The sequence below is a fragment of the Methylobacterium adhaesivum genome (assembly GCF_022179065.1).
Taxonomy (GTDB): Bacteria; Pseudomonadota; Alphaproteobacteria; order Rhizobiales; family Beijerinckiaceae; genus Methylobacterium; species Methylobacterium adhaesivum.
This window is the reverse complement of the sequence record NZ_BPQD01000033.1, coordinates 1-12,894: the sequence shown is the minus strand read 5'-3', so window position 1 is coordinate 12,894 and position 12,894 is coordinate 1. Positions and strand designations below refer to the sequence as shown.

At 68.8% G+C, this 12,894-nt stretch carries 16 protein-coding genes; 9 read left to right on the top strand and 7 right to left on the bottom strand.

Translation table 11 applies throughout. The annotated features are described in order from the left end of the window. Positions 1-75 precede the first annotated feature (75 nt). Genes apaG through MFF01_RS18575 form a run of 4 tightly spaced genes read left to right on the top strand, consistent with a single transcriptional unit; the run spans position 76 to position 2,538 of the window. Positions 76-468 carry a Co2+/Mg2+ efflux facilitator ApaG/CorD gene (gene apaG, locus MFF01_RS18590; RefSeq protein ID WP_238227657.1) on the top strand — a complete coding sequence of 131 codons (393 nt, stop codon included), beginning with the start codon at positions 76-78 and terminating at the stop codon, positions 466-468. A 4-nt stretch (positions 469-472) separates the two neighbouring features. Beyond that, positions 473-1,645 (top strand): acetylornithine deacetylase, encoded by a 1,173-nt coding sequence (gene argE / locus MFF01_RS18585; protein WP_238227656.1) that lies wholly within the window; start codon positions 473-475, stop codon positions 1,643-1,645. Then, positions 1,642-2,226, top strand: a complete 585-nt coding sequence (speG, locus tag MFF01_RS18580; RefSeq protein ID WP_283207210.1) for a spermidine N1-acetyltransferase — start codon at positions 1,642-1,644, stop codon at positions 2,224-2,226. Before argE ends, speG begins: the two co-directional genes overlap by 4 nt. Positions 2,227-2,253: 27 nt before the next feature. Further along, on the top strand, positions 2,254-2,538 hold the full coding sequence (locus MFF01_RS18575) for a YciI family protein (RefSeq protein ID WP_238227655.1): 285 nt from the start codon (positions 2,254-2,256) through the stop codon (positions 2,536-2,538). Positions 2,539-2,579: 41 nt separating this feature from the next. Here MFF01_RS18575 and MFF01_RS18570 read toward each other — a convergent pair whose 3' ends face one another. The 3 genes from MFF01_RS18570 to MFF01_RS18560 all read right to left on the bottom strand — a co-directional run bounded on the left by MFF01_RS18570 (position 2,580) and on the right by MFF01_RS18560 (position 6,087). Next, a complete protein-coding gene (locus MFF01_RS18570; RefSeq protein ID WP_238227654.1) occupies positions 2,580-3,602 on the bottom strand; it encodes an Hsp33 family molecular chaperone in 1,023 nt (340 codons plus the stop codon). A gap of 296 nt (positions 3,603-3,898) precedes the next feature. Then, positions 3,899-4,852, bottom strand: coding sequence for an ornithine carbamoyltransferase (argF, locus tag MFF01_RS18565; protein WP_238227653.1), 954 nt, complete (start codon positions 4,850-4,852; stop codon positions 3,899-3,901). A gap of 41 nt (positions 4,853-4,893) precedes the next feature. Beyond that, positions 4,894-6,087 carry an aspartate aminotransferase family protein gene (locus tag MFF01_RS18560; protein WP_238227652.1) on the bottom strand — a complete coding sequence of 398 codons (1,194 nt, stop codon included), beginning with the start codon at positions 6,085-6,087 and terminating at the stop codon, positions 4,894-4,896. A gap of 251 nt (positions 6,088-6,338) precedes the next feature. On the opposite strand from MFF01_RS18560, the gene MFF01_RS18555 reads away from it, so the two are divergent. Further along, entirely contained in the window at positions 6,339-6,812 is a 474-nt protein-coding gene (locus MFF01_RS18555; RefSeq protein WP_238227651.1) for a RidA family protein, read from the top strand. Continuing rightward, positions 6,809-7,561 carry a glycerophosphodiester phosphodiesterase family protein gene (locus MFF01_RS18550; RefSeq protein ID WP_238227650.1) on the top strand — a complete coding sequence of 251 codons (753 nt, stop codon included), beginning with the start codon at positions 6,809-6,811 and terminating at the stop codon, positions 7,559-7,561. The genes MFF01_RS18555 and MFF01_RS18550 overlap by 4 nt, the downstream gene beginning before the upstream one ends. 6 nt (positions 7,562-7,567) lie before the next feature. Here the strand turns inward: MFF01_RS18550 and MFF01_RS18545 are convergent, their stop codons facing one another. Then, complete coding sequence (locus MFF01_RS18545; RefSeq protein WP_238227649.1) at positions 7,568-7,975, bottom strand: hypothetical protein; 408 nt, start codon at positions 7,973-7,975, stop codon at positions 7,568-7,570. A gap of 146 nt (positions 7,976-8,121) precedes the next feature. Here MFF01_RS18545 and MFF01_RS18540 point away from each other — a divergent pair, with 146 nt between their 5' ends. Further along, positions 8,122-9,381: a GNAT family N-acetyltransferase gene (locus MFF01_RS18540; RefSeq protein WP_238227648.1), complete on the top strand. Its 1,260-nt coding sequence runs from the start codon at positions 8,122-8,124 to the stop codon at positions 9,379-9,381. Positions 9,382-9,410: 29 nt separating this feature from the next. Next, positions 9,411-9,920: a glutathione peroxidase gene (locus MFF01_RS18535; protein WP_238227646.1), complete on the top strand. Its 510-nt coding sequence runs from the start codon at positions 9,411-9,413 to the stop codon at positions 9,918-9,920. Positions 9,921-9,945: 25 nt separating this feature from the next. Here the strand turns inward: MFF01_RS18535 and MFF01_RS18530 are convergent, their stop codons facing one another. Further along, positions 9,946-10,917 carry a cation diffusion facilitator family transporter gene (locus tag MFF01_RS18530; protein WP_238227644.1) on the bottom strand — a complete coding sequence of 324 codons (972 nt, stop codon included), beginning with the start codon at positions 10,915-10,917 and terminating at the stop codon, positions 9,946-9,948. Between the two features lie 157 nt (positions 10,918-11,074). Between MFF01_RS18530 and MFF01_RS18525 the strand changes: the two genes are divergently transcribed. Continuing rightward, positions 11,075-11,506: an HIT family protein gene (locus MFF01_RS18525; protein ID WP_238227643.1), complete on the top strand. Its 432-nt coding sequence runs from the start codon at positions 11,075-11,077 to the stop codon at positions 11,504-11,506. 122 nt (positions 11,507-11,628) lie between these two features. Here the strand turns inward: MFF01_RS18525 and MFF01_RS18520 are convergent, their stop codons facing one another. Continuing rightward, the gene (locus tag MFF01_RS18520; protein WP_238227642.1) at positions 11,629-12,024 is read right to left on the bottom strand and encodes a PilZ domain-containing protein; all 396 of its coding nucleotides are present in this window, start codon (positions 12,022-12,024) and stop codon (positions 11,629-11,631) included. Between the two features lie 466 nt (positions 12,025-12,490). Continuing rightward, the gene (locus tag MFF01_RS18515; RefSeq protein WP_238227641.1) at positions 12,491-12,718 is read right to left on the bottom strand and encodes a hypothetical protein; all 228 of its coding nucleotides are present in this window, start codon (positions 12,716-12,718) and stop codon (positions 12,491-12,493) included. Between the last annotated feature and the right edge of the window lie 176 nt (positions 12,719-12,894).

Below are 12,894 nucleotides of genomic sequence, written 5' to 3'. Positions count from 1 at the left end.
CGGCGCCCTGAGCTTGTCGCGAGCCTCTCGAGGCCACGCGCCTGGATCGGGCGGGTCACGGAGGCGTTCAAGGCGATGTACAAGGCTCAGACGCGCGGAATCAGCGTGACGGTGATGCCCCGCTTCGTCGAGGAGGAATCCTCACCCGACGAGAGTCGCTATTTCTTCGCCTACACCGTGGAGATCGTGAACAACGGCTCCGAGCAGGTGCAGCTGCGCTCGCGCCACTGGCGCATCATCGATGGGCGCGGATCGACCCAGGAGGTGCGGGGGGCCGGCGTCGTCGGCAAGCAGCCCGTGCTCGAACCCGGCGAGTCGTTCAGCTACACCAGCGGCTGCCCCCTGACCACGCCCGACGGCGTCATGGCCGGCAGCTACACCATGGCGACGAATGCCGGCGAGAGCTTCGAGGCCGAGATCCCCGCCTTCTCCCTCGATTCGCCCCACGTCCGACGCAGCGTCCATTAGTCCGATGCCCGGCGACGTTCCCAGCCCCGCCGTCCTCGACCTCCTGGCGCGGCTGGTCGCGTTCGACACCGAGAGTTCGAAATCGAACCTCGCCCTCGTCGACTTCGTATCCGGGTATCTCGACGACCTCGGTGTCCCCACCCTCCGCATTTCCAACGCGCAAGGCGACAAGGCGGCCCTGTTCGCCACCATCGGCCCGGCGATCGACGGCGGCGTCGTCCTGTCGGGCCACACCGACGTGGTGCCGGTGACGGGACAGGCCTGGAGCACGGACCCGTTCACCCTGCGGGTCGCCGATGGGCGCGCCTACGGGCGCGGCGCCGTCGACATGAAGGGATTTTGCGCCCTGGCGCTGGCGGCGGTGCCGGACTTCCTCGCCGCCAACCTTAAGCGCCCGATCCACATTCTCCTGTCCTACGACGAGGAGACCACCTGCCTCGGCGTCGCCGACACCATCGCGCGCTTCGGCGCCGACCTGCCGCGCCCCGGCGCCGTCATCGTCGGCGAACCCACCGACCTCGAAGTGGCCGACGCCCACAAGAGCATCGTCACCTACCTCACCACGGTGCACGGCCACGAGGCGCATTCGGCCAAGCCCATGCTGGGCGCCAATGCCGTGATGGCGGCGGCCGACCTCGTTTCGGAGTTGAACCGCATCGCCGATCTCATGATCGCGCGCGGAGACGCGTCCGGCCGGTTCGATCCGCCCGCCACCACCGTCCATGTGGGGACGATCTCCGGCGGCACCGCCCGCAACATCCTGCCGAAGCTCTGCGCCTTCCACTGGGAGTTCCGGGGCCTGCCCGACCTCGACATGGACGAGATTCCGGCCCTGTTTCGGGCGAAGGTGGACAGCGTCCTGACCGAGCGTCTCAATCGCTACGGGGATTACGGGCGCATCGAGACCCTGGAAGAGGTGGCGGTGCCGGGCCTCGCCCCCGAGCCGGGCTCCGAGGCCGAGCGCCTCGCCCTGCGGGTGGCGGGGCGCAACCACACGGTCTCGGTGCCCTATGCCACGGAGGCCGGGCGCTTCCAGGTCGCCGGCATTCCGACGGTGGTGTGCGGCCCCGGCTCCATCGATCAGGCCCACCAGCCCGACGAGTACATCACCCTGGCGGCGCTGGCCGCCGGCGAAGCCTTCATGCGTCGCCTGATTTCCGAATGTGTGATCCCGTGAGCCCCGTCAGCACCCGTACCATCGCGGCCGACGGGCCGGTCAAGCTCCGACCCCTGGAGCGCGAAGACCTGATGTTCGTGCATCAGCTCAACAACAACGACAGCATCATGCGCTACTGGTTCGAGGAGGCCTACGAGTCCTTCGCCGAACTGGCGCAGCTCTACGAGCGCAACATTCACAACCAGACGGAGCGGCGCTTCATCATCGCCAATTCCGAAGGCGCCCCCGCCGGCCTCGTCGAGCTCGTGGAGATCAACCACCTCCACCGGCGCTGCGAGTTCCAGATCGCGATCCACCCGGCCTTCCAGGGCCAGGGCTACGCGCCCCGCGCCACCCGCATCGCCATGGATTACGCCTTCAGCGTGCTCAACATCCACAAACTCTACCTGCACGTGGACAAGGACAACGCCCGGGCCGTGCGCATCTACGAGCGCTGCGGCTTCGTGCCGGAGGGCATCCTGAAGGACGAGTTCTTCGTGAACGGCAAGTACCGCGACGCCGTGCGGATGTGCCTGTTCCAGCCGGCCTACCTCGCGCGGCGCGGCAGCGGCGACATCGCCGAGCCGGTGCTGAAGGCCTGAAGGGCCCTTCCCTCAAGGGGTACGGACATGATCGTCGTCTCGCTCACCTACGTGAAAAGCACCGCGGAGGCCGACCAGCACATGGAGGCGCACATGGCCTGGGTGAAGCGGGGCTATGCCGAGCACGGCTTTCTCGCCTCCGGCCGCAAGGTGCCGCGCACCGGCGGGGTGATCTTCGCCCGCGGCCCCCGCGCGGCCGTCGAGGCCTATGTCGCGACCGATCCGTTCCACGTGCACGGCATCGCCGAATTCGAGATCACCGAGATCGACGTGACCACGGCGATCGAGGGGCTGGACATCCTCAAGGGCTGATCCGGCGGCGTCCGCCGGATCGGCATACTGTCCCCGCGCCTTCAGCCGGCGGCGACCTGCGCCTCGACCTGCGCCGGATCGAGATCGTAGCGGCGTGAGCAGAACTCGCAGGTGATGCCGATGCGGCCGTCGTCCGCCACCATGTCCCGGCGCTCCTGAGGCGAGAACGAGGCGATCATCGCCATCACGCGCTCGGGCGAGCACCGGCACTGCTCGCGCACGCCCTGCGCCTCGAACACCCGCACGCCGCGCTCGTGGAACAGGCGGTAGAGCAGGGTCTCGGACGACACCGCCGGGTCGACGAGTTCGTGGTCCTCGATGGTCGAGACGAGGCTGCGGGCCTCGACCCAGGCATCGTCCTCAGGCACGCCCTGCGCGTCGAAATGGGCGTGTCCCTCCGGGATATCGCCGGGGGGCAGGTCGGCGAGCCGCGCCCGGTCGATGGATTGCGGCAGGAACTGCACGAGGAGGCCGCCGGCCCGGTAGGTCGCGACCCCGCCCGCGAACTCCTCCGCCACGGCGAGGCGGACCTGCGTCGGGATCTGCTCCGACTGACGGAAATACTGGTGCGCCGCCTCTTCCAGGCTCTGGCCCTCCAGGGCGACGACGCCCTGGTAACGGCTGCTTTGCGGCCCCTGGTCGATGGTCATGGCGAGGTGCCCGTGTCCGATAAGGTCGTGGCTCCTGAGCGGAGCGTTCCCCAGGGCCTCGACCCGCCCAGCATCGAAGCGCGCCGTGGCGCGGACCCGGTCGGGTGCCTCGAAATCGACCACGATCATCTCGACGGGGCCGTCGGTCTTGGTCTGGAGCTGGAAGCGACCCTCGAACTTCAGGGAGGAGCCGAGGAGCACCGTGAGTGCCGCGGCCTCACCGAGGAGGCGCGCCACCGGATCCGGATAGCCGTGGCGGCGCAGGATGGTGTCGACGGACGGCCCGAGGCGCACCACCCGGCCGCGTACGTCGAGGGCCTCGACGGCGAAGGGCAGCACCACGTCGTCGGCGCCCTCGATGGCGGTTTGCGCGACGGGATCGTGGCCGGTGGGGCGTTCGGATTCGGTTGTCATCGCATCTTCCTTGGGGCGCGACGGACGTCGGGGATCGCCCGCGGGGGCAGCGTGGCCCATGACGCGTCGCCCCGGTGCACCCGTCGTCCGGCTTCGGCCGTCATATAGGATGCGCGGCCGAGCGGCGCGACGGTCTGCGCGCCCCCGCCGCGCGGCGCACCTTGTCTAGAGCATCGTCTCTTTCGAAAGCCGGGGGCCCCTTTCGGGACGATGCTTTGGTGTCTCTCATAAAACTCCCGCTGCGCTGCCGTGCCCAAAGCGGGAACCGGCGTTGATCGGGGGTTTTGTGAGCACTCTTAGAGGCCCGGGGCGTGCAGGCACCACGCCAGGATGCCCTTCTGGGCATGCAGGCGGTTCTCGGCCTCGTCGAAGATTACCGATTGCGGCCCGTCGATCACCTCGGCCGTGACCTCCTCGCCGCGATGGGCCGGCAGGCAGTGCATGAACAGGGCGTCCTTGGCCGCCGCCGCCATCAGCTTGGCGTTCACTTGATAGGGCGAGAGCAGGTTGTGGCGGTGGTGGTCGTCCTCGTCGCCCATGGAGACCCAACAATCGGTCACCACGGCGTCGGCGCCATCCACGGCCTCGAAGGCATCGGTGGTCACGTTGAGGGTGGCGCCCTCGGCGCGCGCCCAGTCGAGGAGCGGTTGCGGGGTCGAGAGTTCCGGCGGGGCGGCGACGTTGAGGGTGAAGTCGAACCGCGCGGCGGCGTGCACCCAGCTCGCCAGCACGTTGTTGGCGTCCCCCGACCATGCCACGGTGCGGCCCTTGATCGGCCCGCGATGCTCCTCGAACGTCAGCACGTCGGCCATGATCTGGCAGGGGTGCGAGACCTTGGTCAGCGCGTTGATCACCGGCACGCTGGCATGCTCGGCCAATTCCAGCATGAGGCCGTGATCGAGGATCCGGATCATGATCGCGTCGACGTAGCGCGACAGCACGCGCGCGGTGTCGCCCACGGTCTCGCCCCGGCCGAGCTGCATCTCGCTGCCCGTCAGCATCAGGGTCTCGCCGCCGAGTTCGCGCATGCCGACGTCGAACGACACCCGGGTGCGGGTGGACGGCCGGTCGAACACCATCGCGAGGGTCTTGCCTACGAGGGGCCGCTCGGCCGCGACCTCGCCCTTGCGCCGGCGCGCCTTGATGCCGGCCGCGGCGTCCAGCACCGTGCGCAGCTCCTGGGCTGAGAAATCCTTGAGGTCGAGGAAGTGACGTGGGCCGTGTCCGGTCCCGTTGAGGATGGTGGTCATGGGTCCGTTCTTCGTCTGACGGTTCGTCGCGGGGGCAGCCATCACGCCGCTGCCCCCTGTCTCTCGGTCTCGAGGCGGGTCGCCGTCGCGTCGAGGCGCGTCACGGCCTCCGTCACGTCCGCATCGGTGATGACGAGGGGCGGCAGCAGGCGCACGACGTTGTCGCCCGCCGGGATGACGAGGAGGTGCGCGTCCCGCGCGGCGGCGGCGAATTCGGTGTTGGGCACGGCGAGTTTCAGGCCGAGCATCAGGCCTTCGCCGCGCACCTCCTGGATCACGCCGGGGTGGCGGTCCTGCAGGGCGGCGAGGCGCTGCTTGAGCAGCAGGCCGAGCTGCTCGACGCGGTCGAGGAAGCCCTCGCCCAGCACCACGTCGAGGACGGCGTTGCCCACCGCCATGGCGAGGGGATTGCCGCCGAAGGTGGTGCCGTGGCTACCCGCCGTCATGCCGCGCGCGGCCTCGGCCGTGGCGAGGCAGACGCCGAGGGGGAAGCCGCCGCCGATGCCCTTGGCCGCGCTCATGATGTCGGGCGTCACCCCCGACCATTCATGGGCGAACAGCCGCCCCGTACGCCCGACGCCGGTCTGGACCTCGTCCATGATGAGGAGCAGGCCGTGCGCGTCGCACAGGGCGCGCAGGGCGCGCAGGTGCTCGTGCGGGATCACCCGTACGCCGCCCTCGCCCTGGATCGGCTCGATCATCAGGGCGGCGGTCTGCGGCCCGATGGCGGCCTCGAGGGCGTCGAAATCCCCCGTCGGCACCTGATCGAACCCGTCCACCTTCGGGCCGAAGCCGTCGATGTACTTCTGCTGGCCGCCGGCCGCGATGGTGGCGAGCGTCCGCCCGTGGAACGCACCCTCGAACGTGATGATCCGGAACCGCTCCGGGTGGCCGCCCGTCGCGTGGTACTTGCGCGCCATCTTGATGGCGGCCTCGTTGGCCTCGGCACCGGAATTCGCGAAGAACGCCACGTCGGCGAAGGTCGCGTCCACGAGGCGCCGGCCCAGCCGCTCGCCGTCGGGAATCTCGAACAGGTTCGAGGTGTGCCAGAGTTTCTGCGCCTGGGTGGTCAGGGCCTCGACGAGGTGAGGGTGGGCGTGGCCCAGGGCGTTCACCGCGATGCCGGCCCCGAAATCGAGGTATCGCTCGCCGTCGCGCGCCACGAGCCAGGCGCCCTCTCCTCGCTCGAAGGCGATGGGGGCCCGGGCATAGGTCGGCAGAAGGGCGGATGTCACGATCCCGACTCCGTTTCGCGTGGCGGCGCACGAGGCGACCGCACCAAATGAAAGTGCCGCCTCGACAAGGGGGCGGCACGCGCGCGATTACTAGAGAAAACCCTTATTCTGTCAATGTCGGCAGGGGTTCACGCCGCCGACACGCGGATCGGCTAGGCTTGTCTCGGCACGCGGTTCGGGATGGCTTGCGTGCCGCGTGCGGACATGATCAGAGCCGGCACGCCAACAGCTTTTGGGGAGATGCGACGCGGATGAGCACGGCCAAGGAACGTCTGGAGGCCCTGGGCCTCACCCTGCCGAAGGCGGCGGCTCCCGTGGCGAACTACGTGCCGTTCGTGCGCACCGGCAACCTCGTGGTGATCTCGGGCCAGATCTGCTTTTCCGCCGACGGCAAGCTAGATCCCGCCCATGTCGGCAAGCTCGGCGCCGAGGTGTCCGTGGAGGACGGTATCGCGGCCGCGCGCCTGTGCGCCATCAACGTGCTGGCGCAGGTGCAGGCGGCGGTGGGCGACCTCGACCACGGCGTGGTGCAATGCGTGCGGCTCGGTGGCTTCATCAACGCGGTCCCGAGCTTCGCCGGGCTCGCCGGCATCATGAACGGCGCCTCCGACCTCATGGTTGCGGTGCTGGGCGACCGGGGCCGCCACGCCCGCTCCACCGTCGGCGTCGCCGAGCTGCCCCTCGACGCCGCCGTCGAGGTCGAGGCGATGTTCGAGGTCAAGTGAGCGTCAACGCCCCCGCCTGGCTTAACGCGCGGCCCATCGCCCATCGCGGCCTGCACGACCGGGCCGCCGGAGTGCCGGAGAACACGGTCGCGGCGGCGCAGGCGGCGATCGCGGCGGGCTACGCCATCGAGTGCGACGTCCAGCTCAGCGCCGACGGCGAGGCGATGGTGTTCCACGATTGGGCCCTCGGCCGCCTGACCGAGGCGTCGGACCCGGTGGAGAGCCTGCCGGCCGCCGCCCTCGCGAAGCTCGCCGTCGCGGGCTCGTCGGAGCGCATCCCGACCCTGCCGGCCTTCCTCGCGGCCATCGGCGGGCGCACGCCCCTCGTTGTCGAGGTGAAGTCGCGTTACGATGGCGACCTGCGCCTCGTCCGGCGGGTGGCGGAGCTCGCGCGCGCTTATGACGGCCCCGTGGCTGTGAAGTCGTTCGACCCCGCGCTCGTCGTCGCCCTGCGCGACCTCGCCCCGACCGTCCCACGCGGCATCGTCGCCGAGACCCGTCAGGACGATCCGGCCTATGCCGCCCTGCCCCCCAGCCTGCGCCGATCCCTCTCGGACCTGCTGCATTTCGCCGAGACCGAGCCGGATTTCCTGTCCTGGCGCGTCGACGATCTGCCCTGTGCCCCGGCCTATCTCTGCCGTCTTCTGGCCGGGCGCCCGGTGATGACCTGGACCGTGCGCACCCCCGACCAGCGCCGTCACGCCGAGGCGCATGCCGACCAGATAGTGTTCGAGGGGTTCCGGCCCTGAGGGGGGCTACTTCGGCAGTGGCTTCAGCGCATCCAAGAAGGCTGCGACCTCGCGACGATTCCACGAGGCCCCTTCCTGCCAGAAATCGAGAAGCGCCCCATGGTTGAGGCGGACCCACGCGATGACGCGGGGAAGCGCGGTTCGTGACACGGCATTCTGCAAGAAATCATCGCGCAGCTGCGGTTCCGCGCCGATGGAGACGACGAGGCATGGCAGGGCCCGCCCCGCTCGGTCTGGATACCATTTCACCCGCGGTCCATGTGAGCCGAGGGCCGTCGAGATGAAGATCGTGCCAGGAACGTGGGTGTCCTGCTCGTCCAGATTGGCCATCTCGATCAGGGTATCTTGGGCAAAATCGTCCGGCGGCGTGCGGAGAGGACGTGTCGGCCCGGCATGAAGGTTCATCAGTCCCATCGGTTGCCCCTCCCGAAGGCAAGGTCTGCGCGATCGTGAGCGTGCCGGCGTGTTCTGGCAAGCGCCCGGTTCTTTGAGATCCCTGCGACGGTGCGCGGCGCCGCTCCGCCTTGGCCCTTCCGCCGGTGGAGCCTAGATTGAGGCTCATGGACACGCCCGACGCAGCCCCCGACGCCCCGGCCGAGATCGTGACCGAATTGCAGGTGCGTGCCGTCCCGGGCCTCGCCCAGATCGCAGCGGCCGAGTGGGATGCCTGCGCAACCTCGGCCGAGACCCTTTCGGGCGGGGACGAGACTCACAACCCGTTCACCTCCTACGCCTTCCTGTCGGCACTCGAGGATTCGGGGTGTGTCTCGCGGCAGACAGGCTGGCTGCCCCTCCACGTCGCCGTCGAGCGGGAGGGCCGCCTCGTCGGGGTGGCGCCGGCTTATCTGAAATCCCACAGCCAGGGTGAGTACGTGTTCGACCACGGCTGGGCCGATGCCTATGAGCGGGCCGGGGGCGCCTACTATCCGAAGCTCCAGGTCAGCGTGCCGTTCACACCCGTCACCGGCGCACGCTTCCTCATCGCACCGGGGCAGGACGTGAACGAGGCCGCCTCGGCCCTGGTCGCCGGTCTTCGGGCCCTCCGGGCCGAGACCAAGGCGTCCTCGATCCACGTCACTTTCATGCAGGAGCGCGAGTGGGAGCAGGCCGGCGAACTCGGCTTCCTCCAGCGCATCGACCAGCAGTTCCACTGGGACAATGCCGGCTACGCCAGCTTCGAGGAGTTCCTCGGAGCCCTCGCCTCGCGCAAGCGCAAGGCGATCCGGCGCGAGCGCCGCGATGCGCTGGCCAACGGCATCACCATCGAGCATGTCACCGGCGCCGACCTGAAGCCCGAGCATTGGGAGGCGTTCTACGCGTTCTATTCCGATACGGGCGCGCGCAAATGGGGCCGGCCCTACCTCAACCGGAAATTCTTCGACCTCGTCGGGGCCCGTATGCCCGAGCGGGTGCTGCTCGTCCTCGCCCGGCGCGAGGGCCGGATCATCGCTGGCGCCATCAACTTCATCGGCGACGTCGCCCTCTACGGCCGCAACTGGGGCTGCATCGAGGACCATCCGTTCCTGCATTTCGAGGTCTGCTACTATCAGGCCATCGACTACGCCATCGTCCACGGCCTGAAGCGCGTCGAGGCCGGGGCACAGGGCGAGCATAAGCTCGCCCGGGGCTACCGACCGGTCCTCATGCATTCGGCCCACGACATCGCCGATCCGGCTCTCCGCCGGGCCGTGGCCGACTACCTCAAGCGCGAGCGTGCCCACGTGATCGAGGCCGCCGACGCCCTCGACACCCTGACGCCGTTCCGGCGCGGGGAACTCGATATCCCGCTCCGCCCGACGTCGTCCGACGATCCGGACTGATCGTTCCGCGTACCGACCGAAGGCCTTCGATGACCGACCTGCACAGCCTGGTTCCACATGCGGCCGACGGCACGCCCTACCCGCTCGCCCAACATCGCGGCCAAGTGCTCCTCATCGTCAACACCGCCTCGCGATGCGGCTTCACCGGCCAGTATGCCGGGCTCGAAGAGCTGTGGCGCCGCCATCGCGCTGCCGGCCTCGTGGTCCTCGGGTTTCCCTGCAACCAGTTCGGCGCCCAGGAGCCGGGGGACGCGGCCGAGATCGCCCGGTTCTGCAGCTTCACCTACGACGTGACCTTTCCGATTCTCGCCAAGGTCGCCGTCAATGGGCCGAAGGCCGATCCGGTCTTCGCCCACCTCAAGCGGGCGCGGCCGGGCTTCCTCGGCCTTACGGGCATCAAATGGAACTTCACGAAGTTCCTCGTCGGGCGCGACGGCCGGGTAATCGCCCGCTACGCCCCGAAGACGAAGCCCGCCGACCTCGACGCGGCCATCGCGACTGCGCTGGCCGAGCCGGCACTCCAGACGCGCGCCGCCTGATCCGTTCGGTCCGGTGGCTTGCGGGTCAAGCCTTGGCTGGCGCCAGGACCGGTGACGAGGTGGTGTCCTTCGCCTGGATCTCGATGAACACCCGCGTCACCTCGGGGCTGCGCGCCTTCAGCTTGGCCTCCAGGCGTCCGACCATGGCCTCGATGGCGCCGGCCTTCAGGCTGTCGTCCATGTCGAGGCTGACATTCACAAGGATGTCGGACGGGCCCATGTGCTGGGTCAGCACCGCGTTGACGTGGTGCACGCCGGGCTCCGTCCGGACGACCTCGCGGATGGCGGCGACGAGGGCCGGGTCCGCCGCCTCGCCTATGAGCAGGCCGTGGGTCTCGATCATCAGGAAGGCCGCCATGCCGATGAGGATCGCCCCGATGGCGATGGAGGCCCAGCCGTCGAGGTCCGGCATCTCCAGCACATGCGCCAGGATTACGCCGGAGAGCGCCACCACGAGGCCCATCAGCGCGGCGACGTCCTCGATGAGGACGGTGAAGAGAGCCGGGTCCTTGCTGCGGCGGATGGCGGTGATCGGCGGTCGGCTGCCCTTCTCGGCCCAGAACGACTTCAGGGCGACGGCGCAGGAATAGCCTTCCGCCAGGACCGCGAAACCCAGGATGCCGACATTGACCCAGAGGCCCGGAATCGTGTGCCCGAACACATGCGCATCGGAGACCGGCTCGGGGTAGTGCAGCTTGTGGATGCCCTCGTAGACCGCGAAGGCGCCGCCGCCGAGGAAGATGAACAGCGCCACGATGAAGGCGTAGAAATAGATCTCCCGGCCGTAGCCGAACGGGTGCAGGGCATCGGCCGGACGCTTGGCCCGCTTCATCCCGACGAGGAGCAGGATCTGGTTGGCGGTGTCCACCACCGAGTGGACACCTTCGGCGAGCATCGCCGAGGAACCGGTGAAGAACGCACCGACGAATTTCGCTGCCGCGATGGCGAGGTTGGCGCCCGCGGCGGTGTAGATGGCGCTGGTACTCTCGTGGGCCATGCGGGTCTCGTCCGGAAAGGTGCCGGAGAAGCCCGGGCATCGGGGACGCCAACGCACGGAGCACGGCCACGGTTCAGCCAGCGCCGTCTCCAGCGATGGACGCGCGCGGCGCGTCTCGGCATCGTGCGGCCCGATCATCCGACAGGAGCAAGACCGCGTGACCGCAGCCTACGACCCCCAGAACATCTTCGCGAAGATCCTGCGCGGGGAGATCCCGGCACACCGGGTCTACGAGGACGCGCACACTCTCGCCTTCATGGACGTGATGCCCCAGGGCGAGGGCCACACCCTGGTGATCCCGAAGGCCCCAGCGCGCGGCCTTCTCGACGCCAGTCCCGAATCCCTCGCGGCGGTGGCGGCCACGGTCCAGCGCGTCGCTCGCGCCGTGAAGACGGCCTTCGCCGCCGATGGCCTCACGGTGTTCCAATACAACGAGCCGGCGGGCGGTCAGACGGTGTTCCATCTCCACGTCCACATTCTGCCGCGCTTCGACGGCGTCGCGCTCGGGCGACATACGGGCGGAATGGCCGATGGAGCCGTGCTCGCCGACCATGCGGCACGGGTTCGGGCGGCGTTGGATGCGGGATGAGGCGGGGGGCGGCAAGGTGCCCAGGGGGGGCAACGGTCGATCCGTCGACGGCGTCTGTCGGCCGCCCTCGGGGACTTTGGGGGGGGCCGCCTCGATCGGGCGGATGCCGGATCACACGGCGTTCACGGGGCCTCTGCCGTGGCGGCCGGCGCAGTCATGAGTAGCCGGCGGAGGGTCGCGTTCTCCGCTTCGAGTTCGCTGACGCGACGCACCAGCGCCAGCATGGACGACGAATCCTCGGCAAGGTGCGGCGCGGGCGTCGGGGCGGCCTCGTCGAGGAAGGTGACGCCGATGGAGCCGTCCCGACGCCAAGCCAGGGTCGAGCGGTAAGTCTTCTCCTTCTGCGGGATGTAGAGATCGAACGCATCCGGCAGCGTCGTGGTCTCACTGAGCGCGAGCCGCGCGCCGGAGGCCGACATGTCGCGCACGAGGCAATCCATGCTCGAGGCGCCTTTGTTGAAGTGGATCCGCCCCTTGAGGAACGTCCTCTGGCGCACTTCCCTTCGATGCTCCGACATGGCGCGCGATCTCCGTTCACCGTTCGCAATGGTGGAAGATGACACAGCCTCCTTAAGGAATGATCGCTGGATTACCCGACTCGCACGCCGATCCCGACCGATTTCGGGAGATCGTGCAGGATGCGGTGCCGCCCGCGCGCAGGTTCGGCGATGAACCAAGCGTCGTGATCGGGCTGTCCGGTATTGGCCGTCTCGCAGCGCCTCGCGAAACGCTCGATCGCCGTCCGATCTTGCTCCGAGTGCAATCGCTCAATGGGAACAGGACACGAAACACTGGGCCGATCTTCCGCGAAGCTTAGGGCGGGCCATCCATTACCCTTCCCAAAAAATCGCCGGGATCGGGCCGCTTGTCGATCGCACCATGACGAGACGACCCCGTCGTGACGGAGAGGGAGGGGTCGGCTCGCCTTAGGCCCAGGCTGTATCCGGGCCGTACTCGAGCCCAGCCAGCGTTCGGGCGTTCGTTTCAGTGGAAGCGGCTGTCCATGGTCTGGAACAGGTAGAAGCCGTTGAAGCGCACGGCGGTTTCCGCCGCGCGGTCATCGAACTCCACGGGGGTCGCCGCGATATCTCCGAGTTTGCCGCCGAAAGACCAATGTCCACCAACGAGGAACTGCGGCACCGCTCGGCTTTCGGGAACGGCGCAGCACAGGCCCTCAACGGATCTGAGGCAGAAAACGTTGTAATTCTGCATCGGTCAATCTCCGAATCGCCCGCTCATCCATGGTCTAGTCGGACAATCGGACAGGACTGTGTCACGGCTCCGCTCGCGGTCGATGCGGGGCGAGGGTGCGGTGCCGGCTGGTTCACGCAGCGGGAACATTGCGCTCCAGCTCGTCTAGCCACACCCGGGCCGTGCCGTCGGAGGGC

Bases quoted from the DNA above. Each gene is read 5' to 3' on its own strand.
- apaG (WP_238227657.1), top strand. From the start codon at position 76: ATGTACAAGGCTCAGACGCGCGGAATCAGCGTGACGGTGATGCCCCGC.
- MFF01_RS18520 (WP_238227642.1), bottom strand. From the start codon at position 12,024: ATGTCGGAGCATCGAAGGGAAGTGCGCCAGAGGACGTTCCTCAAGGGG.
- MFF01_RS18575 (WP_238227655.1), top strand. From the start codon at position 2,254: ATGATCGTCGTCTCGCTCACCTACGTGAAAAGCACCGCGGAGGCCGAC.
- MFF01_RS18540 (WP_238227648.1), top strand. From the start codon at position 8,122: ATGGACACGCCCGACGCAGCCCCCGACGCCCCGGCCGAGATCGTGACC.
- MFF01_RS18515 (WP_238227641.1), bottom strand. From the start codon at position 12,718: ATGCAGAATTACAACGTTTTCTGCCTCAGATCCGTTGAGGGCCTGTGC.
- MFF01_RS18535 (WP_238227646.1), top strand. From the start codon at position 9,411: ATGACCGACCTGCACAGCCTGGTTCCACATGCGGCCGACGGCACGCCC.
- MFF01_RS18555 (WP_238227651.1), top strand. From the start codon at position 6,339: ATGAGCACGGCCAAGGAACGTCTGGAGGCCCTGGGCCTCACCCTGCCG.
- argF (WP_238227653.1), bottom strand. From the start codon at position 4,852: ATGACCACCATCCTCAACGGGACCGGACACGGCCCACGTCACTTCCTC.
- MFF01_RS18530 (WP_238227644.1), bottom strand. From the start codon at position 10,917: ATGGCCCACGAGAGTACCAGCGCCATCTACACCGCCGCGGGCGCCAAC.
- MFF01_RS18570 (WP_238227654.1), bottom strand. From the start codon at position 3,602: ATGACAACCGAATCCGAACGCCCCACCGGCCACGATCCCGTCGCGCAA.
- MFF01_RS18545 (WP_238227649.1), bottom strand. From the start codon at position 7,975: ATGGGACTGATGAACCTTCATGCCGGGCCGACACGTCCTCTCCGCACG.
- argE (WP_238227656.1), top strand. From the start codon at position 473: ATGCCCGGCGACGTTCCCAGCCCCGCCGTCCTCGACCTCCTGGCGCGG.